This is a genomic window from Xanthobacter sp. AM11 (genome assembly GCF_047444035.1).
GTDB lineage: Bacteria > Pseudomonadota > Alphaproteobacteria > Rhizobiales > Xanthobacteraceae > Xanthobacter.
Window position 1 is genome coordinate 232,635 of sequence record NZ_JBLAOA010000001.1, and the last position, 22,551, is coordinate 255,185.

General features: G+C 64.6%; 20 protein-coding genes, 1 tRNA gene and 1 pseudogene. 9 read left to right on the plus strand and 13 right to left on the minus strand.

The window, feature by feature from the left end:
* Positions 1-32 precede the first annotated feature (32 nt).
* Complete coding sequence (locus ACI7BZ_RS01050; protein WP_414115358.1) at positions 33-206, plus strand: hypothetical protein; 174 nt, start codon at positions 33-35, stop codon at positions 204-206.
* A 30-nt stretch (positions 207-236) separates the two neighbouring features.
* On the opposite strand, the gene ACI7BZ_RS01055 is transcribed toward ACI7BZ_RS01050, so the two are convergent.
* Both ACI7BZ_RS01055 and ACI7BZ_RS01060 read right to left on the minus strand, forming a co-directional pair.
* Positions 237-605: a hypothetical protein gene (locus tag ACI7BZ_RS01055; RefSeq protein ID WP_414115359.1), complete on the minus strand. Its 369-nt coding sequence runs from the start codon at positions 603-605 to the stop codon at positions 237-239.
* Positions 606-971: 366 nt separating this feature from the next.
* Positions 972-1,492 (minus strand): annotated as a pseudogene (locus ACI7BZ_RS01060) (DUF805 domain-containing protein).
* A 76-nt stretch (positions 1,493-1,568) separates the two neighbouring features.
* Here ACI7BZ_RS01060 and ACI7BZ_RS01070 point away from each other — a divergent pair.
* Positions 1,569-1,856: a helix-turn-helix domain-containing protein gene (locus ACI7BZ_RS01070; RefSeq protein ID WP_414115361.1), complete on the plus strand. Its 288-nt coding sequence runs from the start codon at positions 1,569-1,571 to the stop codon at positions 1,854-1,856.
* 61 nt (positions 1,857-1,917) lie between these two features.
* Here ACI7BZ_RS01070 and ACI7BZ_RS01075 read toward each other — a convergent pair whose 3' ends face one another.
* From ACI7BZ_RS01075 to ACI7BZ_RS01120, 10 genes are all read right to left on the minus strand, one after another.
* A complete protein-coding gene (locus ACI7BZ_RS01075; protein WP_414115362.1) occupies positions 1,918-2,238 on the minus strand; it encodes a hypothetical protein in 321 nt (106 codons plus the stop codon).
* A 1,781-nt stretch (positions 2,239-4,019) separates the two neighbouring features.
* The gene (locus tag ACI7BZ_RS01080; protein ID WP_414115363.1) at positions 4,020-4,337 is read right to left on the minus strand and encodes a type II toxin-antitoxin system RelE/ParE family toxin; all 318 of its coding nucleotides are present in this window, start codon (positions 4,335-4,337) and stop codon (positions 4,020-4,022) included.
* Positions 4,325-4,603 carry a CopG family ribbon-helix-helix protein gene (locus ACI7BZ_RS01085; protein WP_414115364.1) on the minus strand — a complete coding sequence of 93 codons (279 nt, stop codon included), beginning with the start codon at positions 4,601-4,603 and terminating at the stop codon, positions 4,325-4,327. The genes ACI7BZ_RS01080 and ACI7BZ_RS01085 overlap by 13 nt, the downstream gene beginning before the upstream one ends.
* 475 nt (positions 4,604-5,078) lie before the next feature.
* Positions 5,079-5,155: transfer RNA gene (locus ACI7BZ_RS01090), tRNA-Arg, on the minus strand.
* 160 nt (positions 5,156-5,315) lie between these two features.
* Complete coding sequence (locus tag ACI7BZ_RS01095; RefSeq protein ID WP_414115365.1) at positions 5,316-6,794, minus strand: sensor histidine kinase; 1,479 nt, start codon at positions 6,792-6,794, stop codon at positions 5,316-5,318.
* A gap of 181 nt (positions 6,795-6,975) precedes the next feature.
* On the minus strand, positions 6,976-7,356 hold the full coding sequence (locus ACI7BZ_RS01100; protein WP_414115366.1) for an HPr family phosphocarrier protein: 381 nt from the start codon (positions 7,354-7,356) through the stop codon (positions 6,976-6,978).
* Positions 7,325-7,726: a PTS sugar transporter subunit IIA gene (locus ACI7BZ_RS01105; RefSeq protein ID WP_414115367.1), complete on the minus strand. Its 402-nt coding sequence runs from the start codon at positions 7,724-7,726 to the stop codon at positions 7,325-7,327. The genes ACI7BZ_RS01100 and ACI7BZ_RS01105 overlap by 32 nt, the downstream gene beginning before the upstream one ends.
* 105 nt (positions 7,727-7,831) lie before the next feature.
* Entirely contained in the window at positions 7,832-8,320 is a 489-nt protein-coding gene (locus tag ACI7BZ_RS01110) for an HPr kinase/phosphorylase (protein ID WP_414115368.1), read from the minus strand.
* A gap of 3 nt (positions 8,321-8,323) precedes the next feature.
* Positions 8,324-10,090: a sensor histidine kinase gene (locus ACI7BZ_RS01115; protein WP_414115369.1), complete on the minus strand. Its 1,767-nt coding sequence runs from the start codon at positions 10,088-10,090 to the stop codon at positions 8,324-8,326.
* 64 nt (positions 10,091-10,154) lie between these two features.
* Positions 10,155-10,853: a response regulator transcription factor gene (locus ACI7BZ_RS01120; protein WP_414115370.1), complete on the minus strand. Its 699-nt coding sequence runs from the start codon at positions 10,851-10,853 to the stop codon at positions 10,155-10,157.
* Positions 10,854-11,060: 207 nt separating this feature from the next.
* Between ACI7BZ_RS01120 and ACI7BZ_RS01125 the strand changes: the two genes are divergently transcribed.
* Positions 11,061-11,804: a HugZ family pyridoxamine 5'-phosphate oxidase gene (locus ACI7BZ_RS01125; RefSeq protein WP_414115371.1), complete on the plus strand. Its 744-nt coding sequence runs from the start codon at positions 11,061-11,063 to the stop codon at positions 11,802-11,804.
* A 139-nt stretch (positions 11,805-11,943) separates the two neighbouring features.
* Positions 11,944-13,557, plus strand: coding sequence for a phosphoenolpyruvate carboxykinase (locus ACI7BZ_RS01130; protein ID WP_414115372.1), 1,614 nt, complete (start codon positions 11,944-11,946; stop codon positions 13,555-13,557).
* Between the two features lie 184 nt (positions 13,558-13,741).
* On the opposite strand, the gene ACI7BZ_RS01135 is transcribed toward ACI7BZ_RS01130, so the two are convergent.
* Positions 13,742-14,158, minus strand: coding sequence for a Ros/MucR family transcriptional regulator (locus ACI7BZ_RS01135; protein ID WP_414115373.1), 417 nt, complete (start codon positions 14,156-14,158; stop codon positions 13,742-13,744).
* Positions 14,159-14,657: 499 nt separating this feature from the next.
* Here ACI7BZ_RS01135 and msrB point away from each other — a divergent pair, with 499 nt between their 5' ends.
* From msrB to ACI7BZ_RS01160, 5 genes are all read left to right on the plus strand, one after another.
* Positions 14,658-15,116, plus strand: a complete 459-nt coding sequence (msrB, locus tag ACI7BZ_RS01140) for a peptide-methionine (R)-S-oxide reductase MsrB (RefSeq protein WP_414115374.1) — start codon at positions 14,658-14,660, stop codon at positions 15,114-15,116.
* The gene (locus ACI7BZ_RS01145; RefSeq protein WP_414115375.1) at positions 15,103-17,211 is read left to right on the plus strand and encodes a S9 family peptidase; all 2,109 of its coding nucleotides are present in this window, start codon (positions 15,103-15,105) and stop codon (positions 17,209-17,211) included. Before msrB ends, ACI7BZ_RS01145 begins: the two co-directional genes overlap by 14 nt.
* Positions 17,212-17,346: 135 nt before the next feature.
* Complete coding sequence (gene lptF / locus ACI7BZ_RS01150; RefSeq protein WP_414115376.1) at positions 17,347-18,513, plus strand: LPS export ABC transporter permease LptF; 1,167 nt, start codon at positions 17,347-17,349, stop codon at positions 18,511-18,513.
* On the plus strand, positions 18,510-19,610 hold the full coding sequence (gene lptG / locus ACI7BZ_RS01155; RefSeq protein WP_414115377.1) for an LPS export ABC transporter permease LptG: 1,101 nt from the start codon (positions 18,510-18,512) through the stop codon (positions 19,608-19,610). Before lptF ends, lptG begins: the two co-directional genes overlap by 4 nt.
* A complete protein-coding gene (locus tag ACI7BZ_RS01160; RefSeq protein ID WP_414115378.1) occupies positions 19,607-22,231 on the plus strand; it encodes an LPS-assembly protein LptD in 2,625 nt (874 codons plus the stop codon). Before lptG ends, ACI7BZ_RS01160 begins: the two co-directional genes overlap by 4 nt.
* The last annotated feature ends 320 nt before the right edge of the window (positions 22,232-22,551 follow it).

Consider the following 22,551-nt stretch of genomic DNA (forward strand, 5'->3'; position numbering starts at 1 on the left):
TGGGCGCCGGCAATGAGAGGCATCCAAGCAAGATGGATCAGGTTCAGATTCAACGGCAGCGGAATTCGGGCGAGTGGGCAACGGTCATGGTCGTCCAGAACCTCGCGCCGAATATCACGAACGCCATGAAGGCCACCGCGCGTTCGAACCCTGGCTGTCGAGTCAGGGCGATCGATGCCAATGGGCGGGTGGTCGATATCCTGTAATGGCCCGATGCTCGTCACGAATGAGAATTCTCACCGAGACTGAAAGACGCTCCAACCATCAGCCATTGGTCGATTGCTAATGACCGCCGTGAGGTATTTTAATATGGATACCATCTTGAGGCAAAATGGCTTTCGGCCATCCATAATGGCTTGAGATTCCTCCTCTGATATTTGTCCAGTGGCCTGCATGAGGCCAACAGCAGTACTCAGCAAAATCGCCCTTTGGACGTCGACACCTAATGGATTGTTTTTCATATTTTCAGCCGAGAATCCGGTATTGGATATTCCGGCGCCGACTGCGCAATAGACGCTTTGAGGGAATATCCCTCCATTCCTCAAATCGTCAGCAAGCAGCACTACACCGATAATCAAAATGATAATTTTAAAATTGACCTGCACAGGCGTTGTCTCCGGAGCTTAATAGTTCCGTCTGCCAATTATGTTTTATCATCAGCATCTATACCAATGAAAGTGAATCCAGCCTGGACCCCACTTGCTACCGTGAGCTCCCACTTCATAGGTTGATGGACTGACGTTAATTACAGTGGTGCTGTTGAATGGCGGATTCGAATATTTAACGAACCACTGCCCTTGATCATACCATACACCGTGGACAACCACGTACCCTTTCGGGATTGCCTGCACACATATGTGTTCCTCTTGGGCGAAGGTCGGAGCGACCCAAACCAGCAACCCGAGCATCATCAGTAAAAACCGGACAATCACTGGTCCAAACATTGCGACGCTTCTCCCGTGACATCGGCGCTATTGATCCCGATTTTGCTGCGTCCAGTGCAGCATGCCCCTTGGTGCCTCGCGGGTTTCGGTTTGCGGGCCTGCGACAGGCGCACTGTGGGTCACAGGAGCGCTTTGAGGGGCCGGCTGAGGATGGACGGCCGGCGGAATTGACGATGCAGGTGGAGTGCCTTTATCGGCCTCGGGCTCCTCCCCATACTGATTGGGGCCGGACTGAGACGGCTGCGCCATCCAATAGCTGAGCAACACTATTCCGAGGACAGTGAGCCATAGTAGTTGCCACCAACCACTTCGTCCCGTGTCATGGAGGCGCCGTACACCAGCAGCGAGGAATGGAAGAAAGACAATAATACTATATACAGAATTCCAAAACTGCCCCATTCCCTGCCAAGGGAATTTCCTGCGATTATTGCGAACCAGCCAAATAGTGTCGACGCGAGCCAGAACCACCAAAATTCCGATCGAGAGGCTCGCCCACGGAACGTGGCGTATTTGGCCAAGCATGTGGCCACCGCATCTTGGATGTTCATCGGACTCCCCCAAGGCCAGACTAATCATGGGCTATACCCCATAGATTGATACCTCGCAAGACGCTCGTTTTGCGGGATGAGAGCGAAGCGGCTTGTGGCATGGAACGTGCGGCGATTGAGGGTTGAGAAGGGCCTCACACAGGAGGGGCTCGCCCTATCGGCCGAGGTGGATATGTCCCATCTCGCGAACCTGGAAATCGAGCGGGCTAACCCGACAATCGAATTTCTAGAACAGCTCACTGACGTGCTGGGAGTCCATATCTCCGAACTATTTCGGCCTTTCCCTGAAGGTGCGTCGAAGCCGGGGTCTCTGAAAAAGGGGCGGAAAGCGGCGCCCACGGCTCCGCGAAAAGGAACGAACTGACGGCGCACCAGCCTGTGTTGAGGGGCACCTTTGCGGCAAGTGCCCCCAACTATCTGCCAGATTAATCCTTTGCAATATTCAGCGTTTCCCTTATCTTTTTCACGCTGCTCGATCTCGGCGAATCTGGATGTAGCGTGAACTGCGCACGTAGGCGCAAGAGGGCGCCTGCGTAGTCAGAGCAGTCAACCTCCACCATTGCCGCGGCATACTCGCATAAAATCAGGTCGATCAAATCGAAGTCAATTTTACCATTCTCGACCATTCTTAAGGCTCTGGATAATTGATCGGCTGCATTCTGATCAGGGCAAAAATTATAATTGTAGTTCTGTGCACTTTTAATTTCCTGCACAATTTCTGCGGTTAAGTCGTAAATATCTGTCATAAGTATATCATTCTTATATGTTTATCAATCATTATTGTACATTACATCACTCATTCTTGGTGGGGCTGTTGTCGGAACACACTTTGGCTAAGCAGCCAAAATGCGTTTCCTGCAAGTCTCATTCTCGGAGCCAGCGCAGCCATCCACACCCTGATTTCGAAACACCTGTTCAGGTTGGGGGCGGTTTTGCGATCTCCCCATTATGTTCGGTTTATAAACGCCAGCTAATCAAGCCTCAATCAGACGATCGCTTGATTGCTTGAAGGTTGCAGTTTGTTGGCAGAGCCTTCATCGTGCGTCGGCGCTCGACCACTCAAGCGCCTCTGCTTTGCGGCTAGAAAATCTATCCGCTTATCGCGCCACTTCCTTTGCCAAGTGGACTTAAACAGTGGCCTCGTCTGCGTTTTCAATTAAGCAGATTTGAGACGTAAATCAGGCATTCCGACATACCGCCTGCGGCAATCAAAGGCATTTGATGTATTTAGGTTGGTCAATTTGCGCGAATTGACCACAAATCCATAAGTGTAAAAATAAACTATACTTGTTATAATTTTATCACATATCTAAGCGTGTCGTCATCGATTACTCCCCTCTTTTAGTTATTAAGATCGTCTGGCCAGGCATCGTTCGTCTACTTGATTATTATTTGAACTATACCATGCAGCCCGCGTTCGGTCAAGCTAAATCTGAATAACCAATTGAAAACAAATGAGGCTTTCCTTTTCATGGGAATTTTTTCTCCCGTAGGCTGTATTCCGGCTGTAAACAATTTTTTGGCAGCGTCTTGAAATTAATGGTAAAATAGCTCTGTTAGTATGCGCTCTCGCCCTTTGCTGGGTACTGATGGCGAAGTAGGCGAGGGTGGATGGCCGATGGAGTCCGATGCAAGCGGCTGCCACCCGCTTCCCTTGTTTCTTGGGGGGCGCTCTAAGAGGGCTGGTAACATCGGATTAAAGGTGGCGACACCCTTCCTTGATTCCCCGAGGCGTTTGACGCGTGCTCTTTGCAGTCAATGAGAGGGTCTATGCAGACATCCTTAAGCTTGCGGCTGGAAATGGTATTTGGCTATAGTTTTCGGCCGAGTGCCTATGCCGGACGGGGCTGAATCCGCTTGTTTTTGCAATTGCAAGCGGAAAATCGCTGCGATCGTTTGAATCTGCTCATAATGAGAGCATTAGGGACGGGCGTTCGGGGTTCGATTGGATGGAAAGTGCCTGCGGTTTACGAGGGTCTTCCCGATTATCGGAGCCCCTTTGATTAAATGGAAAGATACTCGAAATTTGGATGAAAACAGACCAGGGCAACGACCGAAGCTTACCCTTACGTTTACCCGTAACGGATTTCAAAAAAATGGATCACGATCAATTTCCGGGCGCCAGATCAAGCGATTTAACTCGACCCCCAATGTCTTTATATGTTGTGTTGTTCATCAACATCGCTGCGCTTGTGTTATATGCGTATCTCGATTGGCAATTTGAATTGGCTCGGGTAGGAGGAGTGTCTAAGATATATTTTGGATACGTTTTTATCGTATTTGCAATCGTCTTCTTTAATATTCGAATGATAACAACTTGGCGTGAGTACGTGCGTGATACCCTTCCGCAAATCGGTGGGGGTGATGGGTACAAAAGTCGTCAGCTGCGGTTTATGGCGAAGTCAGTAGCGACTGCAACAAGTGTTATGGTATATTTTTATATTGGTCTTTCTGTGTATTCGACATTTTACCCCGATGCGTTTGTTCGGTCCTCTATCCATTAGCTCGTGAGAGCGGCTTCGGCCGGCTAATCTCGTCGCTCCTCGCCCTTGTCGCTCCAGTCCATCTCCCTCTGATGTCTCACGAGAAGAATCGTCACCCCATCGTCGCCAAAGTGGTAGCGAGCGACATAGCCGCTATCCCCAAACGGAATGAGCCAGTCCCGAAACTGCTCGGGTAGACCCTCGATCGTCCGGCCCATGTGTGGATGTGTGCCGAGGGCTCGAAGGCCGTCTATGATGGCCTGTCCGGCTCTTTTTGCAGCGGAAGGATTCTTGGGGCTTAGAAATGCCCGCAGCCGTTCAAGGTCACGGATTGCAGCTGGCGAAAATCTCACTTGCGGCATCGAGGCGCCGGCAGCTCGCTTTCATTGCCCCAACTCGACAACCACTTCTCGGCATCCTCGGCCGTGGCATGCACGCCCGTTGCCTGAAACTCGTCCCATGCCTTGAGGGTGTCCTGTCGCAGGGCCTCGCGCCCTTCTTCGCGCTCCACGTACTGCACGATCGCTTCCCGCATGATCCAATGGGAGGAGCGTCGGCGGACTTCAGCGAGACGCTGGATGCGCCCTTTCAACTCGTCATCGAGTTTGATGGATGTTGCCGTTGCCATGCGTGGGCTCCGCAGCGAATAGGTAATACCTCTTGCTACTGTAGCCGCTCGTTTCCCATTGTCCACCGGAGAAGCCATATGAGGCTCCCGACGAGGCTCCACCACCCGCTTCCTTGGTTTCTTGGAGGGGAGTGTCTGGATGGGACCCTTTGGCCCAAAGCGGAAGGTCGAGACGGCCGACGCCCACCGCCGCCCTCTTCAGGACATGGCCGGCCATATATGGGCTTCGGCAGGCCTCTGAGGCGACATATCTTGAAACTCGGGGAGCCCCGAGAGCGCATCGGGGTAACATGCCTCGGGTAACGGCCTGTCCTGCGCCGATGTGCGGATATCCGCGATGGCGAGTCGGCTGCCTGTTTCGGTGCTGCCCTATCCAATCGAGCCGATCTCGGACCTAGCGGGCGATTTTTGTTACCCCGGCGTTACCCGGTTCAGAGGCCTGCCCTGCCGAACTTCGGCTAAATCTTTGATTTAATGGCGCGCCGGGGAAGATTCGAACTCCCGACCCCCAGATTCGTAGTCTGGTGCTCTATCCAGCTGAGCTACCGGCGCCAATTGCCCCTTTTCGACCGTGGCCGAAGCGGGCGGCGGGGAGCCGCCCGGGGCGTCGCGGCGAGGGAGCGCCGCGAGGACCCGTGAGCTACTCCTTTTCGGCGGACCGTGCAAGACCAAACCCGCCTGTTGCGTTCGGAAGGCCGGCCTGTGGAAAACTTCAGGCCCGGATGCGCTCGCGGCGGTGGTGCCGGTCGCCCGGCTGGTCCGGCAGGGTGATGCGGAAGGTGGTGCCCACCTGGGTGTCCAACAGCCGGATCTCGCCGCCATGGGCGCGCACCAGTTCGTCGGCGATGGGAAGGCCAAGCCCGGTTCCGCCGCGCCGCGCGGAGGAAGCGAAGGCCTCGAACAGGTGCTCGCGCCGGGCCGCAGGAATGCCGGGCCCGGTATCGGACAGTTCGATCTCCACCAGAGACCCCTTGCGCCGCGCGCGGATGCGGATCTGGTCGCGCTCGGGGTCCAGGGGCGCGCGCGCCTCCAGCGCCTGGACCGCATTGCGGGCAAGGTTGAGGATCACCCGGAACAATTGGTCTGGATCGGCATCGGCCACCAGCCCCCGCTCCACATCCACCACCCAGGCGATCGGCGCCCCTGAATTGAGGCCCAGCGTGTCGCGCACCTCCTCGAACAGATGGGCCAGCGCCACGTCCCGGCGCTCCGGCAGGGGCTCCTTCGCCCGCCCGTAGGACAGGGTCTGCTCGCAATAGGTGATGGCGCGATCCAGCGCCGCGAGCAGCTTGGGCGCGAAGCGCTGCACCGTGGGGTCCGGCACCGAGGCGAGGCGGTCGGACAGGAGCTGCGCGGAGGAGAGCAGGTTGCGCAGATCGTGGTTGATCTTGGAAACGGCGAGGCCCAGCGCGGCAAGGTGGCTCTTCTGGTGCAGGGTCTGCGACAATTCGCGCTGCATCTCCTCCAGCGCCTCCTCGGCGGTGCCGATCTCATCGGTGCGCCCGCTCGGCACGATGATGCGCGAGGCATCCTCGGGATTCTCGCGAAACGCGGACATGCGCTCGGTGAGCCGCCGCATGGGCCGCACGAACAGCCAGTTGAGGCTGACATAGACAAGGATGCCCGCCACCACCGCCACCGCCAGCGACACCAGCAGCACGGTGGCGGCGAAGCGCGCCATGGCGTGGCGCAGCGGGGTTTCGGACAGCACGATCTCCATGAAGTCCGCCCCGCTCGGCGGTTCGCCGAGGATGCGCAGGATGCGGCCGTTGGGCGCCATGAGGGTGTCGAAGGCGTCGCGCACCGCGCTCCACAGCGTGGTCTCGCGCATGTCGATGTGAACGTTGGCTTCCGGCGGCATGTCGGAGGCCGCCAGCAGGCGCCGCGTATCCTCCCGCTTCACCACGATCACCTTGGCGCCCACGCTCTTCAGGATCTCGCGGGTGAGGTCCGGGGAGATGCCTTCCTGCGGCGCGGCATCCAGCACCAAAGCGGCGGTGCGCGCGGCCGCCAGGCGGTCCGACAGCCAGGCGATGCGGTAATTGGCGATGGTTGGGACCAGCACGGCGATTTCCGCCGCAGCCACCACCGCAACGGTCAGGGCCAGGAGCTTGGCGGACAGCCCGAAGCGCTTCCGCACGCCTCGCGGCGCCGGCCCGGCTTCGGGCTTATGGCTCGTCGGCTCGAACATGGCCTTGATACGGGGGGCACACCCGTCCCGGATCCTTGCGCCCAGCGCGCACGGCATCATCGGACAGAAATAGGCATCCGGCGCGCGGCCGAACAGTACAACTTGCGATCGAGGTAAATGGCCGCAGGCGGCACACGGGGCGCGGGAGGGCAGGCAGGGGGATGCCGGGCGGCCGGAACGCCTATTCTTCCTCGCCGAAGCGGTCGGCCACGAGGGCGCCCAGCGCCTCCAGCACGGCGGATGCCTCGGCCCCGGTGGCGGTGACGGTGACGCTGGTGCCCGGGCCGGCGGCCAGCATCATGAGCCCCATGATGGAATTTCCGCCCACCGCCTCGCCGTTGCGGCACACGGTGACGCAGGCGTCGAACCGCTCCACCGTCTGCACGAACTTGGCGGAGGCGCGCGCGTGCAGGCCCCTTTTGTTCACGATGGGCAGCGAGCGCACCAGGGCTTCCGGCGCCACCGGCCGCCCGCAGGCGACGGACGGGTCGTCCTCGCCCTCGCAGCCGGCGGCAGCGACGTGGAGCAGATCACTTGCCTGAGAGAACGCGGCTTGCGACATTGATATACTTCCTACCGGCTTCCTGTGCGACGTCCACCGCCTCCGCCAGAGGCAGCTCGCCCCGCACTTTCGCGAGCTTCACGAGCATCGGCAGGTTGATGCCGGCCACCACCTCCACGTCCGGTGCGTTCATCACCGAAATCGCGAGATTGGACGGTGTCCCGCCGAACATATCCGTCAGGATGACGACGCCATCACCGGAGCGAACCCGATCTACGGCGTCGATGATGTCGTGTCGCCGCCGTTCCATGTCGTCCTCAGGACCGATGGTTACGGTTGCGATCTGGCTTTGCGGCCCCATCACATGCTCCAGCGCGGAGCAGAACTCGTCTGCGAGGCGGCCGTGGGTGACGAGGACGAGACCGATCATGCTTCCTCCGCCTTCACCCCCCGATGAAGGCCTCCCGCGTTGCGGGACGGCCATATTCAGATCGGCTCAAAAATTACGCAAGGGGTGCAACGCACAAAAGCACATTTAGTTCTGGTGGTCATCAGTGGCGAAAGCCGCCGCCAGCAGCAGCCGCGCCTGCCCCGGCTCCTGTGCTGCAATGCGTTTGAGCTCAATGCCGTACATTTCAGCACGCAGGCTGCCTGCCTGCGGCATGCGCACCGCGTCGGCTGCCGCCAGATCAACCAGCCACCGCACCGCGACGAAGGGGCGATAGGGCACCCGGCGGATGCCGAGGCCGCGCGCCTCCACCAGGCCCGCCAGCGCCACCGGCGGCCGGGCCACCAGGGCGCCGTCCTCCATCGCCAGCAGCACCCGGTCGTCGGCCACCAGTTCGGCCGGCGGCAGGGCGCGGGGCGCATCCAGCATGAGGGCGAGGGCGAGGGCGGATTTTCCGCTGCCGGACGGCCCGCGGATCAGCACCCCCTGCGTGCCGATGGCGATGCAGGTGGCGTGGATGGTGCCCGCAGGCAGCGCGGGTGCCGGGGCGTCGTCCGTCGGGGCGTCGTCCGTCATGGCTCACCCCGCCGGCAGGCGGACCACGAAGCGCGCGCCGGCGACGCGGGAAGCGCCGTCCGGTCCCGGCTCCGCCCGGTTTTCCGCCCAGATGCGCCCGCCATGCGCCTCCACGATCTGCCGCGAGATGGACAGGCCGAGCCCGGAATTCTGGCCGAAGCCCTGGTGCGGCCGATCGGTGTAGAAGCGCTCGAAGATGCGTGAGAGGGCATCAGGGCGAATGCCGGGGCCGTCATCCTCCACCGTGATCTCGGCACCGTCCTTCAGCCGCCGGCAGGTGACCCGCACCGATCCGCCCTGGGGCGAGAAGGAGCGCGCATTGGACACCAGATTGTCCACCACCTGGCCGAGGCGGGAGGCATGGCCCGCCACCATGAAGTCCGCCGGCGCGCCGCCGGCCCGCTCGAAGGCGAGGGAGACGGTGACGCCATCGTCCTTGCGCACGTCCTGAGCGAGGCCCACCACCATCTCCAGCAATTGCCGAAGATCGACGCTCACCGCCTCCTGGCGCTGAAGCTCGGCGTCCAGCCGGCTGGCGTCGGAAATATCGGAGATGAGGCGGTCCAGCCGCTTCACATCGTGCTGGATCACCTCCATCAGCCGGCCGCGGGAGGTGTCGGTCTTGGCCAGCGGCAGGGTTTCCACCGCGCTGCGCAGGGAGGTGAGCGGATTCTTCAGCTCGTGCGCCACATCGGCGGCGAAGCTCTCGATGGCCTCGATGCGGTTGTAGAGCGCCCCGGTCATGTCGCGCAGCGCGCCCGACAGGTGGCCGATCTCGTCGGAGCGGGAGGTGAAATCGGGAATCTCCACCCGCGACTTGATGCGCCGGCGCACCCGTTCCGCCGCCGCCGCGAGCTTGCGGACGGGATCGGCGATGGTGCCGGCCAGCAGCACCGACAGCAGCACCATGACCGCCGCCGCCACCAGGAACACGCGCACGATGACGAAGCGCTCCGCCTTCACCGCCGCGTCGATCTCGCCGCCCTGGGTGGACAGGAGCAGCACCCCCAGGATGGCGCGGAAGCGCTGGATGGGCACGGCGACGGACACCACCACCTGCCCGCGATCATCCACCCGCACCTCGCTGCCCTTGGCGCCCAGCGCGGCCAGGGCCACTTCGGGATAGTTCTTGCCGGCCTGCGGCCCGTACTCGCGGTAGAGGGGCAGGTCGCCGCGGCCGAACCACAGCTGCACCGCCCGCCACATGCGTTCCATCACCCCCGGCTTCGGCTCGTTGGGGGACGGCAGGTCGTAGCGCAGGATCTCGCCGCGCGAATAGAGCGAGCGGGAATCCAGGAGCAGCTGCCCGTCCCGGTCGTAGATGCGGGCGCGGGTGCGGGTCGGCCCCACGAGGCGGCGCAGCACCGGGGCGACGCGCTCGGGATTGATGGGAAACTCCAGCGGCGCGAAGCCGTCGTCGGCCGGCCCGTAGCTCTCGCCCGCCTGCAGTTCCAGCAGCCGGTCGGGATCGAGGGTGATGGCGTTGGTCTCCACCTGCGCCGAGGAGGCGATGGCGGCGGCGATGATCTCGCCCTGCACCAGGAGGCTCTGGATGCGCGCGTCGATCAGCCCCGAGCGGAATTCCGACAGGTAGAGGATGCCCGACACCAGCGCACACAGGCCGGCGAGGTTGAGCAGGACGATGCGGCGGGTGAGGGAGGAGAAGCCCTTGAACGCCACGAAGCGGCGCACGCGCCGCAGCAGCGCGAGCACGCCGCCGCGCGGCTCACGCGCCTTGAGGTCGGCGCTCTGCTCGGTTTCCGCCGTCATGGCACGGGCCGTCCGCGATGCGGCCCGGCCGCGCGCTGGAGGGCCCGGGCCGGCGTGCCGGTGCTCATTCCTTGAACCGGTACCCCACGCCGTACAGGGTCTCGATCATCTCGAAATTGTCGTCCACCGACTTGAACTTCTTGCGCAGCCGCTTGATGTGGCTGTCGATGGTGCGGTCGTCCACATAGACCTGGTCGTCATAGGCCGCATCCATCAGCGCATTGCGGCTCTTGACCACGCCGGGGCGCTGGGCGAGCGCCTGGAGGATGAGGAATTCGGTGACGGTCAGCGTCACCGGCTCGTTCTTCCAGGTGCAGGTGTGGCGCTCGGGGTCCATGCGCAGGTTGCCGCGCTCCAGCACCTTGGCGCTGTCCACCTCGCGGGGGGCGGCGCCGTCCTTGGCGCCGACGCGGCGCAGCACCGCCTTCACCCGCTCCACCAGGAGCCGCTGGGAGAAGGGCTTCTTGATGAAGTCGTCCGCGCCCATCTTCAGGCCGAACAGCTCGTCGATCTCCTCGTCCTTGGAGGTGAGGAAGATCACCGGCATGTCGGTCTTCTGCCGCAGGCGGCGCAGAAGCTCCATGCCGTCCATGCGCGGCATCTTGATGTCGAGGATGGCAAGGTCGGGCGGATTGGTCTTGAAGCCGTCGAGCGCGGAGGCACCGTCGGTGTAGGTGTCGATGCGATAGCCCTCCGCCTCCAGTGCGATGGACACCGAGGTGAGGATGTTGCGATCGTCGTCAACGAGGGCGATGGTGGGCATGACACCTCTTTTCAGCCGTCCGGCAGGCCGCTGTTGCGGCCATCCTGGAGCGGTGAACCCGGTTCGCGTGGCCGAAATGTGACACACAAGAGTCGATCCCACTAAAATAGCGGGATTCGCCAGCGACGCAAAACATGGCTGGAGGGAGGGCTTGCGCCGCCGCCCGCAACGGTTTCATCCTGCCGCCGCCCGAGCGCAGGAGCCGCCATGACCGACATCGCCGCAGACACCGCAGCCGTCGCCGCGGTTCGCCGCCTGATCCGCGAAGCGCGTTTCGGCGCCCTGGCGACCCTGGAGCCGGAAGGGGGGCCCTATGCCTCGCTGGTGGCCATCGCCACCGACCCGGAAGGCCGCCCGACCCTGCTCATCTCGCGCCTGGCCCGGCACACGCGGAACATTTCGCGCGATCAGCGCATGTCCCTGCTGGTTTCCGCCGCGGACGCGCCCGACCCGCTGAACGCGCCGCGGGCGAGCCTTACCGGCCGCATCGTTCCGGCCCCCGAAGCCGCGGTGCGCACGCGCTACATCGCCCGCCACCCAACCGCGGCGGGCTATGCCGACTTTGCCGATTTCGCCTTCTATCGCATGGAGATCGAAGGCGCCCACCTGGTCGAGGGCTTCGGCCGCATCGTCGATGTCCCCGGCGCCGCGCTGCTGACCGGCTGGGACGATGCGGCGGAGCTTGCGGAGGGGCACGACGGCATCGTGACGCACATGAATGACGACCATGCGGATGCCGTCGCGCTTTATGCCACCGTCCTGGCCGGGGCGACGGGCGGGGCGACGAGCGGGGCTTGGCGCATGGTGGCCCTCGATCCCGAGGGATTCGAGGTCGCCAGCGCGGAACGCGTGTGCCGCATTGAATTTTCGCAGCGCATCGCCAGCCCTGCTGCAGCGCGCAAAGAACTTGTGGCGCTGGTTCACAGGGCGCGTCGCGATAGCGCAGCCTGAATTTAAACGTTTAGCACCAGTTTCCTCAGGCAACGACTGTCACTAGCCTTGGCATGCGGCATTTTGGACGCTTAAAGACGTCTTGCGATCGCATCGGGGCCGGCTGGAAGGCTGGCGGGAACACTCAGGAGGACGAGCCGTGCTCGAAACCGGTCACCGGAACAGCGCCTGCGGCGCAGACAGCTTCGGTCTGAAGCATCTCACCGCGGTTCATTGGAACCTGCTCGAACCCGAACTTTACGAGCACGCGCTGTCCCACAAGGAGGCCCGGCTGTCCTCGGGCGGCGCGCTCGTGGCGGAAACCGGGGCGCATACGGGGCGCAGCCCCAAGGACAAGTTCGTGGTGCGCGACGCCACCACCGAGAATGAAGTATGGTGGGACAATAACGGCTCCATCACCCCCGAGCAGTTCGAAACGCTCTACCAGGACTTCCTGAAGGCGGCCGAGGACACCACCCTGTTTGCCCAGGACCTGTACGGCGGCGCCGACCCCTCCTGCCGCATCAAGGTGCGCGTCTACACCGAATTCGCCTGGCACTCCCTGTTCATCCGCACCATGCTGCGCCGGCCGGAACGCGCCGAGCTGGACAGCTTCGTGCCCGAGATGACCATCATCGACCTGCCGTGCTTCAAGGCCGACCCGGAGCGGCACGGCGTGCGGTCGGAGACGGTGATCGCGGTGGACTTCGCCCGCGGCATCGTGCTCATCGGCAATTCCTCCTATGCCGGCGAGATGAAGAAGTCGGTGTTCACCGCCCTCAACTACATCCTGCCGAAAAAGGGCATCATGCCCATGCATTGCTCGGCGAATGTGGGCGAGGCGGGCGACGTGTGCGTGTTCTTCGGCCTGTCCGGCACCGGCAAGACCACCCTTTCCGCCGACCCCAACCGCACCCTCCTGGGCGATGACGAGCACGGCTGGAGCCCCGAAGGCGTGTTCAACTTCGAGGGCGGCTGCTACGCCAAGACCATCCGGCTGTCCGCCGAGGCCGAGCCCGAGATCTTCGCCGCCTCCAACCGCTTTGGCACCATCCTTGAAAATGTGGTGCTGGACCCGGTGACGCGCGTTCCCGATTTCGACGACGGCAGCCTCACCGAGAACACCCGCTCGGCCTATCCCCTGCCCTTCATCCCCAATGCCAGCCCCACCGGCCGGGCGGGCATGCCGAAGAACATCGTGATGCTCACCTGCGATGCGTTCGGCGTGCTGCCGCCCATCGCCCGGCTCACCCCGGCCCAGGCCATGTATCACTTCCTGTCCGGCTACACCGCCAAGGTGGCCGGCACCGAGAAGGGCGTGAAGGACCCGGAGGCCACCTTCTCCACCTGCTTCGGCGCCCCCTTCATGCCGCGCCACCCCTCGGTCTACGGCAACCTGCTGCGCGATCTCATCGCCGAGCATGGCGTGGACTGCTGGCTGGTGAACACGGGATGGACCGGCGGCAAGTATGGCACCGGGCGGCGCATGCCCATCAAGGTCACGCGCACCCTGCTGACGGCAGTGCTCGACGGCTCGCTGAAGGGCGCGTCGTTCCGCACCGATCCCTATTTCGGCTTCGAGGTGCCTTCCTCCGTGCCCGGCATCGAGCCGCACGTCCTCTATCCGTCCAAGACCTGGGCGGACAAGGCCGAGTTCGACGCCACCGCGCGGCGGCTGGTGACCATGTTCCGCGACAATTTCACAAGGTTCGAGAGCCACGTGGACGCGGCGGTGCGCGAAGCCCAGCCGCAGGTGCGCCTCGCGGCCGAGTGAGCGAGCGACCGGGCGCCGGCCGGCCGGCGCCCGTTTCGCCACCCGCAGCCCACCCGCCCCTTCCGGCGCGGGTACGGCTCCCAGTCGAAACCAAAAAGCCCGGCTCAGAGGCCGGGCTTTTCTATATGCTCATCGGGCCGCTGCGGGCATGCGACCGGGCGGGCACCGGGCCCGCCCGCGGTTCTCACTCGCCGCGACGGCGCTGCTGGCCGAGGCCCATCTGCTTGGCGAGGCTGGACCGCGCGGCCGCATAATTGGGCGCCACCATGGGATAGTCCGCCGGCAGGCCCCACTTTTCGCGGTACTGCTCGGGCGTCATGTCATACTGGGTGCGCAGGTGCCGCTTCAGCGACTTGAAGCGCTTGCCGTCTTCCAGGCAGATGATGAAATCGGGCGTCACCGACTTCTTCACCGCAACCGCCGGCTTCAGCGGCTCGGCCGGTGCCTCGGCCTCCCCCAGGGAAACCCGCTGCAGCGCCAGATAGACCTCGCTGATGAGCGCCGGCAGTTCCGCCGCGGCAACCGTATTGTTGCTCACATAGGCGGACACGATGTCCGTCGCCAGCTCCATAAAGGGCGTCGTTTCCATTGCATCGCTCATGGGATGGTCTTCGCTTCCGTTTACGAATTCCGACATTCAGGCCACGCAGGTGTGCATTCCGTTCCGATCAGCTTCCGGGGCGAGCTGGCGGGGACGGAATGCATCTTCACGATGGAGCCGGAAGCGCCGCCCGGGCTGTATCCAGCCCGGGGGAATCCGGCTCCCGGCCGCCCGCGAACCTTGCACCCCACGCCGGGCAGTCACCCCGAAGGATTTCGGCGCGGACGGTGCTTGCATGGTGTTAGTTTCAGCAAACAGGATTTGCAACCAGTATTTCCGTAATTTCCAAACTCTTCTTCACTCCTCTTCAGACGACACCCCGACTGCCGACAAGATCGCTGCCGAAAGGCAAGATGCGCCGGCCGACGGTGGCCGGCGGCGGCGGGGCGGCGGCCAGCCTGCCGCCGGCGCGCGCCGCAGCAGATCGCACGGCCGGTCCCTTGTCCTTCACCGGTGGAGTGCCTACCTCTGCGCAAGAGCGAACCTTGGGGATTCTCCGATGCCCAATCCTGCCCCTTCCGCCGCCGTGCCGCCGACCGACCAGGCGAAGGTGGTGAAGAGCGATGCCGAGTGGCGCACCTGCCTCACCCCGGAGCAGTACCGAATCACCCGCCAGCAGGGCACCGAGCGGGCCTTCACCGGCCCCTATTGGGACGAGAAGCGGCCCGGCCTTTATGCCTGCGTGGCTTGCGGGGCGCCGCTGTTCCGGTCGGAGACGAAGTATGATTCCGGCACCGGCTGGCCCAGCTTCTTCTCCCCCGTCACCCCGGACGCGGTTGTGACGCACGAGGATACGTCCCACGGCATGCGGCGCATCGAGGTGCGCTGCGCCAGCTGCGAGAGCCATCTCGGCCATGTGTTCCCGGACGGCCCCGCCCCCAGCGGCCTGCGATTCTGCATGAACGGCACGGCGCTGGCGCTGCAGCCCGACACCGGGGACGGCCGTGACGGCGCCTGAGCCGCCGCGCGCCCCGCGCCACCCCACCTCCCGCACCCTCCACGGCATCACGCTCACCGATGACTACGCCTGGCTGCGCGCCGACAACTGGCGGGCGGTCATGCGCGATCCGGGCGTGCTCGACGGCGAGATCCGCGCCTATCTGGAAGCGGAAAACCGCCATGCGGACACCTTCTTCGCCCCGCTCGCGGCGTTGCGCACGCAGCTGGTGGCGGAGATGCGCGGCCGCATCAAGGAAGACGATGCCACCGTGCCGGCGCCCGATGGTCCGTTCGCATATTATTCCCGCCACCGGGACGGCGGGCAGCATCTTCTCGCATGCCGCAAGCCCCTGCCCGACGGGCCGGAGGAGATCCTCCTCGACGGCGACCTCGAAGCCCACGGCAAGGCCTATTTCCATCTCGGCCACTGGCGCCATTCGCAGGACCACGCACGCCTCGCCTTCGCCGCCGACACCTCCGGCGCCGAGCTCTACACCCTTCGGGTGCGCGATCTTGCCAGCGGCGCCGACCTTGCCGACGTGATCGGCGACACCACCGGCGACATGCTGTGGAGCGCCGACGGGCAGTGCCTCTATTACATCCACCGCGATGCGGAGCATCGCCCCTCATTGGTGTTCCGCCACCGCCTCGGCACCGATCCGGCGGAGGATGTGCTGGTCTATGAGGAGCCGGACAAGGGCTTCTTCGTCTCCCTGGGGCACACCCAGTCCATGGCCTTCGGCCTCATCGCCTGCGGCGACCATGAGACATCGGAGGTGTATCTGCTCGACCTTGGCCGCGCCGATGCGGTTCCGCGCCGGGTGGCGGCGCGCACCGCGGGGGTGCGCTACGAGGTGGAGCACCACCCCGAGCTGGCCGGGCAGGACAGCCTGGTCATTCTCACAAACGCTGACGGGGCCGAGGATTTCAAGATCGTCACCGCACCCGTGGCGGCGCCGGAGCGGGCCGGGTGGCGCGATCTCGTGCCCCATGCGCCGGGGCGGATGATCCTCAGCCACACCGTCTTTGCCGGCCACATGGCGCGGCTGGAGCGGGAGGCGGGGCTGCCGCGCATCGTCATCCGGGCGCTGGCCACCGGCGCCGAGCATGCCGTCGGCTTCGACGAGGAGGCCTACGCGCTCGGCCTCCATCCGGGATTCTCCTTTAATACCAGTGAAGTGCGTTTTACCTACGCATCCATGACCACGCCGTCCGAGGTCTGGTCCTACGACATGGCCAGCCGCGCCCGCGCCCTGCTCAAGCGGCAGGAGGTGCCGTCCGGCCATGATCCGGCGGACTATGTGACGCGCCGGGTCTTCGCCCCCACGGCGGACGGGGAGACGGTTCCGGTCTCCCTGCTCTACCGCAAGGGCACGCCCCTGGACGGCTCGGCGCCTTTGATGCTCTACGGCTACGGCGCCTACGGCATCACCATTCCCGCCGGCTTCGCCACCAGCCGGCTGTCCCTGGTGGACCGCGGCTTCATCTATGCCATTGCCCATGTGCGCGGCGGCACCGACAAGGGCTGGCGCTGGTACGCCGACGGCAAGGCGCTCAAGAAGGTCAACACCTTCAACGACTTCATCTCAGCCGCCGAGCATCTGGCGGCGGCCGGCCTCACCCGGCCGGAGCGGCTGGTGGCCCATGGCGGGTCGGCGGGGGGCATGCTGATGGGGGCGGTGGCCAACATGCGGCCCGACCTGTTCGCCGGCATCGTCGCCGAGGTGCCGTTCGTGGACGTGCTGACCACCATGCTGGACGACACCCTGCCCCTCACCCCGCCCGAATGGCCGGAGTGGGGCAACCCCATTGCCGATGCCGCAGCGTTCCGGCGCATCCTGTCCTACGCGCCGGTGGACAATGTGCACCCGGCCGCCTACCCGTCCATCTTCGCCCTGGCCGGGCTCACCGATCCGCGGGTCACCTATTGGGAGCCGGCAAAGTGGGTGGCGCGGCTGCGGGCGGCGGACACCGGCGGGCGGCCCATTCTCCTGCGCACCAACATGGATGCGGGCCATGGCGGGGCGGCGGGGCGGTTCGACCGGCTGGACGAGGTGGCGCTGGTCTACGCCTTCGCCCTGCGCACGGTGGGGCTGGCGGCGGCGGGCGGCTGAGGGGGCGGCGGCGGGGCTTCGTCCACAATCGTTACGTTTGGTCATTTGCGCGCGGTGACGCTTCCGGCTATCCAAGGCGCGCTTTGTCCGGGAGATGCGAGCGAGGGGCGGCTTCGCGCATTGAGGCATCTGTTGATGGGCCGTCTGGATCGCTACATCTTTTCCACAGCGGCGATCGCCTTCGTGGGTGTGGTGGTCGTGCTTGCCGGGATGATCTGGGCAACCCAGGCCCTGCGCCAGCTCGACCTCGTGACCTCCCAGGGGCAGACCATCATCGCCTTCGTGGCCATCACCAGCCTCACCATGCCCACCCTGGTGCTGGTGATCGCCCCCGCGGCCCTGTTCATCGCCACCGCCTATACGCTGTTGAAGCTCAACGGCGACAGCGAGGTGGTGGTGATGGCGGCGGCGGGCATGAGCCACTGGCGGCTGCTGCGGCCGCTGATCATCCTGGCGGTCCTCGTGTCGCTGTTCTGCGCGCTGCTGGCGGTGCAGGCGGTGCCGGCAAGCCTTGCCATGTTCCGCGCGCAGGTGACCAAGGTGCGGGCGGACGTGGTGTCGTTCGTGGCCCAGCCGGGCCGGTTCGTGAACCTCACCCAGGGCCTGGTGTTCCATGTGCGCGAGCGCGCGGCCAACGGGGTGATGCGCGGCATCTTCATCAACGACGCCCGCGAGAAGGAGATTTCCACCTATCTCGCCGACCGCGGCCAGATCGTGGACAATGACGGCGGCATCTTCCTGGTGCTGGAGAACGGCTCCATCCACCGGCGCGGCGGGGAGAAGGCCACCAATTCCTCGGTGGTGGAATTCCAGCGCTACGCCTTCGATCTCTCCTCCCTCGCCCCCAATTCCCAGGGCGTGGACATCAAGCCCATGGAGCGGCCGCTGAGCTATGTGCTCAACCCGCCGGCGGGCGACATGTATGTGCGCTTCTTTCCCGGCCGCTACCGGGAGGAACTGCACAAGCGGCTTTCGGCGGGGCTCTATCCCCTCGCCTTCTTTGCCATCGCCGCCGCCGCTTTGGCGCGCCCGCGCTCCACGCGGCAGAGCCGGGGAGCGGCGCTGACGGCCATCATACCGGCCATGGGGGTGGTGCAGATCGGCAACTTCGCCCTTGCCGGGCAGTTGAAGACGCAGGTGGCGGCGGTGCCGCTGATCTATGCGCTGCCCATCGTCACCATCATCATCTGCGCCATGGTGCTGGAGGGCTGGATCCGCCTGACGCCGCCGGCGGCGCTGGTGGCGTGGGCGGAGGCGGTGAAGCAGCGGCTGGCGCGGCGGACGGCGGCGTCCAACTCATGATCGGACGCATCCTCGGCTTCTATTTCGCCCGGCGGTTCGCCGGCGCGGTGGCGATGATCTTCCTGTCCTGCGTCACGCTCATCGTGCTCGTGGACTTCCTGGAGATGGTCCGCCGCACCGCCGACCGCGAGCATGTGGGCGTGGCGCTGGTGGCCCTGGTGACGCTGTATCGCGCGCCGGCCTTCACCGAGCAGCTCCTGCCGTTCGCGGTGCTGTTCGGCGCCATTGCCACCTTCGTCACCCTGTCGCGGCGGCTGGAGCTGGTGGTGGCGCGGGCGGTGGGGCTCTCGGTGTGGCAGTTCATCACCCCACCGGTGCTGGTGGCCTTCCTGGTGGGGGTGTTCGCCACCTGCGTGTTCAACCCGGTGTCGGCGGATTTCAAGGAGCGCGCCAACCAGATGGAAGGGGAGATCTTCGCCTCCGCGTCCGCCGCCAGCGCGTCCCTCACCCGCGGGCAGAAGGATTTCTGGGTGCGCCAGCAGAGCGTGGACGGCCAGGCCATCATCCAGGCGGCGGCTTCCCGCCAGGGCGGGCGCACCCTTTCCGGCGTGGTGGTGTTCGCGTTCGACAAGGCCGACCGGCTGGTGGAGCGGGTGGAGGCGAAGACGGCAACCTTGGGCGATGGTGCATGGTTTCTTACCGAAGCCCGCGTGCTGGTCCCCGGCTTCGACGTGCAGTCCTATGATACCTACGTCATTCCCACGAATCTCGACCCGCGGCAGGTGCAGGATTCGCTGATCGCCCCCGAAACCGTGTCGTTTTGGCAACTTCCCGCGGCCATTCGCAGTGCGGAACAAAGCGGCTTCGGCGCGGAAAAATATCGCCTCCAGCTCCAGAGCCTAATGGCACGGCCGTTTTTGCTGGTGGCAATGGTGCTCATCGCCGCGGTGGTGGGGCTGCGGGTGTTCCGCTTCGGGGGGGTGGGGCAAACGATTCTCGGTGGCGTGCTCGCGGGCTTTCTGCTTTATGTGGGAACGAAGCTCGCCGAGGATCTCGGGGAGGCGGGAATCGTTCATCCCGTTGCTGCAGCATGGTTTCCTGCGGTAACGGGGATTTTGCTGGGGGTCTTGGTTCTGTTGCACCGGGAGGACGGATGACGGTCGGGCTCACCCCCGCCGCGGGCAAGGCCAGAAGCACCCGGCGCGACAGCGCGCGCGGGCTGCGCGGAGCCGTGTCCTCGGCCGCCCAGCTTCTTGCGAGCCTCCCGCAGCGCAGCACCGGCGCCGCGGCGGCTGCGCTCGTCCGCGCCGCGCTCCCTCTCACGGCTCTTGCGCTCGCCGGCCTTATGGCGGCGGCGAGCCCGGCGGCCGCGCAAAGCTCCGGCGTGGTGGGGGCCCGGGATGGCGGCACCTTCGGCGCCCAGCCTTCCGGCGCCTTCGGCGCCAACGTGCTGAACGCCCGCCAGCTGGACCCGAACCAGAAGATGCTGGTGACGGCCGACCAGCTGGAATACGACTATCAGCGTGAGACCGTCGCCGCCGTCGGCAATGTGCAGATCTATTATGACGGCTCCACCCTGGAGGCGAACCGGGTGGTTTTGGACCGCAAGGCCAACCTGCTGCGGGCCGAGGGCAACGCCCGCCTGAAGGACAAGGACGGCCGCATCCTCTCCGCCGACACGCTGGAGCTGACGCAGGACTTCAAGCAGGGCTTCATCGAATCCCTGCGCCTCGACACGCCGGACAAGACCCATTTCGCGGCGGCCCGCGCCGACCGCACGGACGGCAACGTCACCGTGTTCCAGAACGGCGTCTACACCGCCTGCGAGCCGTGCAAGGACGATCCTTCGAAGCCGCCCCTGTGGCAGATCAAGGCCAAGAAGATCATCCACAACGACGACCAGAAGATGATCTACTACCAGGAAGCCTGGGTAGAATTCTTCGGCTTCCCCATCGCCTATTTCCCGTACATGTCGTCGCCCGACCCGACGGTGAAGCGCAAGACCGGCTTCCTGATGCCGGAATTCTTCGCCTCCAGCCAGATCGGCTATGGCGTCGCGGCGCCGTTCTTCTGGAACATCGCGCCCGACCGGGACCTGACGCTGACCCCCGGCTATACCACGCAGCAGGGCTTCCTGATGCAGGGCGAATGGCGCCAGCGCCTCGCCAACGGCAGCTACACCGTGAGCGCGGCCGGCATCATCCAGCAGAACAAGGACGACTTCATCACCACCTCCAACGGGGTGACGGAGGTGCTGCCCGGCTATCGCGACCAGCGCGGCGCGGTGCAGACCTCGGGCGCGTTCGCCATCAACCAGTTCTGGACCTTCGGCTGGGACGCGACGGTGGCGTCCGACCGCACCTTCCTGCGCGACTACAACCTGATCGGCGACACGGTCACCACCAAGACCTCCACCGCCTATCTCACCGGGCAGGGCGACCGCTCCTATTTCGACGTGCGCGCCCTGTATTTCCTGGGCCTTGCCGTCACCGACGACCAGGACCGCCAGCCGGTGGTGGGCACGCTCAACTACAACAAGGTGTTCGACAAGCCCCTGTGGGGCGGCGAAGCGGGCATGAAGGTGAACCTCACCAGCCTGACCCGCCAGGAGGCCGACTTCATCGGCACCAACGCTTTGGATGCCAGCGTCGGCGCGGTGGGCATCCCCACCGGGGCGTGCACCATCGCCAACCCCAACGCCAAGGAATGCCTGCTGCGCGGCGCGCCGGGCGACTACACCCGGCTGTCGGCGGAGCTCTACTGGAAGAAGACGGTAACCGACTCCATCGGCCAGCAATGGACGCCGTTCGTCACCGCCCGGGTGGACGTGGCCTCGGTGAGCACCGATCCGCTGCCGCTCAATTATTCCTACGGCCCCACCTTCCCCGGCCAGAACCCGCTGCAGTCGGGCAGCGACGACCTGATCCGCGGCATGCCGGCGGTGGGCCTCGACTATAAATACCCCTTCATCTCCGCCGAGAGCTGGGGCACCCAGACCATCGAGCCGCGGGCGCAGGTCATCATCCGCCCCAACGAGACTGGCATCGGCGAATTCCCCAACGAGGACGCGCAGAGCCTGGTGTTCGACGACACCAACCTGTTCGAGGTCAACAAATATTCCGGCTACGACCGGATCGAGGGCGGCAGCCGCCTCAATCTGGGCGTCACCTATACGGCGGCCATCAACGGCGCCGGCCTGTTCACCGCGGTGGTGGGCCAGTCCTACAACCTGTTCGGCCAGAACTCGTTCGCCAATGGCGACATGGCCAACACCGGCCTCGATTCCGGGCTGGAGACCAGCGCCTCCGACTACATCGCCAAGTTCGGCTACTCGCCCACCAAGAATCTCGAGATCGTCACGCGCTTCCGCTTCGACGAGGACAACCTCTCCATGCAGCGCTTCGAGCTGCAGGGCCGGGCCGAGGTGGACCGCCTCAATCTCTCGGTCACCTATGGCCGCTACGCGCCGCAGCCGCTGCTGGGCTATTACGACCTGCGCGAGGGCGTCTACACCAACGCCTCCTACAAGCTGACGGACAATTGGGCCATCCGCGGCGCGGTGCGCTACGACATCGCCGCCTCGGAGTTCGACTACACCCTGGTGGGCCTCAGCTATATCGACGACTGCTTCACCCTCGCCCTCAATTATGTGTCCGACTACACGCTGAACGGGCCCAGCGCCGCGCCGGTGAACAAGGTGATGTTCCGCATCGGCCTGCGCACCCTCGGCGAGGGCGGCTTCTCCACCTCCTTCGGCTCGGGCGATTCCTCCCAGTAGCGCCGGCGGCCGGGCGCGGCCCTGCGGGGGCGGCCGGCCAGGGCCCGTGGCGCGAAGCGGCGCGGCAGGCGACCCGGACGAGGCAGACCAGACGGGGCAGACCAGACGGGGGCTTGGCCCGCACGCCTGCTCCGGTCTATGGTCGTTTCGGCTTCGCTGCAGCCGCATGCAGGCTGCGGCGCGGGGCCGCAATACCGCCACATCAGGCGAACACAAGAATGCACGCCAGAGGGCGATCGGATCGGATGGAATCGGTTTCCACCCGTCCGGCACCTTGCCTTCGGCCCCTTTGAACAGAAGCGGACCGCCCCGTCCGGCCG

Coding starts and splice junctions, on each gene's coding strand:
- ACI7BZ_RS01050 (WP_414115358.1), top strand. CDS start 33: ATGGATCAGGTTCAGATTCAACGGCAGCGGAATTCGGGCGAGTGGGCA.
- ACI7BZ_RS01070 (WP_414115361.1), top strand. CDS start 1,569: ATGAGAGCGAAGCGGCTTGTGGCATGGAACGTGCGGCGATTGAGGGTT.
- ACI7BZ_RS01075 (WP_414115362.1), bottom strand. CDS start 2,238: ATGACAGATATTTACGACTTAACCGCAGAAATTGTGCAGGAAATTAAA.
- ACI7BZ_RS01080 (WP_414115363.1), bottom strand. CDS start 4,337: ATGCCGCAAGTGAGATTTTCGCCAGCTGCAATCCGTGACCTTGAACGG.
- ACI7BZ_RS01085 (WP_414115364.1), bottom strand. CDS start 4,603: ATGGCAACGGCAACATCCATCAAACTCGATGACGAGTTGAAAGGGCGC.
- ACI7BZ_RS01095 (WP_414115365.1), bottom strand. CDS start 6,794: ATGTTCGAGCCGACGAGCCATAAGCCCGAAGCCGGGCCGGCGCCGCGA.
- ACI7BZ_RS01100 (WP_414115366.1), bottom strand. CDS start 7,356: ATGTCGCAAGCCGCGTTCTCTCAGGCAAGTGATCTGCTCCACGTCGCT.
- ACI7BZ_RS01105 (WP_414115367.1), bottom strand. CDS start 7,726: ATGATCGGTCTCGTCCTCGTCACCCACGGCCGCCTCGCAGACGAGTTC.
- ACI7BZ_RS01110 (WP_414115368.1), bottom strand. CDS start 8,320: ATGACGGACGACGCCCCGACGGACGACGCCCCGGCACCCGCGCTGCCT.
- ACI7BZ_RS01115 (WP_414115369.1), bottom strand. CDS start 10,090: ATGACGGCGGAAACCGAGCAGAGCGCCGACCTCAAGGCGCGTGAGCCG.
- ACI7BZ_RS01120 (WP_414115370.1), bottom strand. CDS start 10,853: ATGCCCACCATCGCCCTCGTTGACGACGATCGCAACATCCTCACCTCG.
- ACI7BZ_RS01125 (WP_414115371.1), top strand. CDS start 11,061: ATGACCGACATCGCCGCAGACACCGCAGCCGTCGCCGCGGTTCGCCGC.
- ACI7BZ_RS01135 (WP_414115373.1), bottom strand. CDS start 14,158: ATGAGCGATGCAATGGAAACGACGCCCTTTATGGAGCTGGCGACGGAC.
- msrB (WP_414115374.1), top strand. CDS start 14,658: ATGCCCAATCCTGCCCCTTCCGCCGCCGTGCCGCCGACCGACCAGGCG.
- lptF (WP_414115376.1), top strand. CDS start 17,347: ATGGGCCGTCTGGATCGCTACATCTTTTCCACAGCGGCGATCGCCTTC.
- lptG (WP_414115377.1), top strand. CDS start 18,510: ATGATCGGACGCATCCTCGGCTTCTATTTCGCCCGGCGGTTCGCCGGC.
- ACI7BZ_RS01160 (WP_414115378.1), top strand. CDS start 19,607: ATGACGGTCGGGCTCACCCCCGCCGCGGGCAAGGCCAGAAGCACCCGG.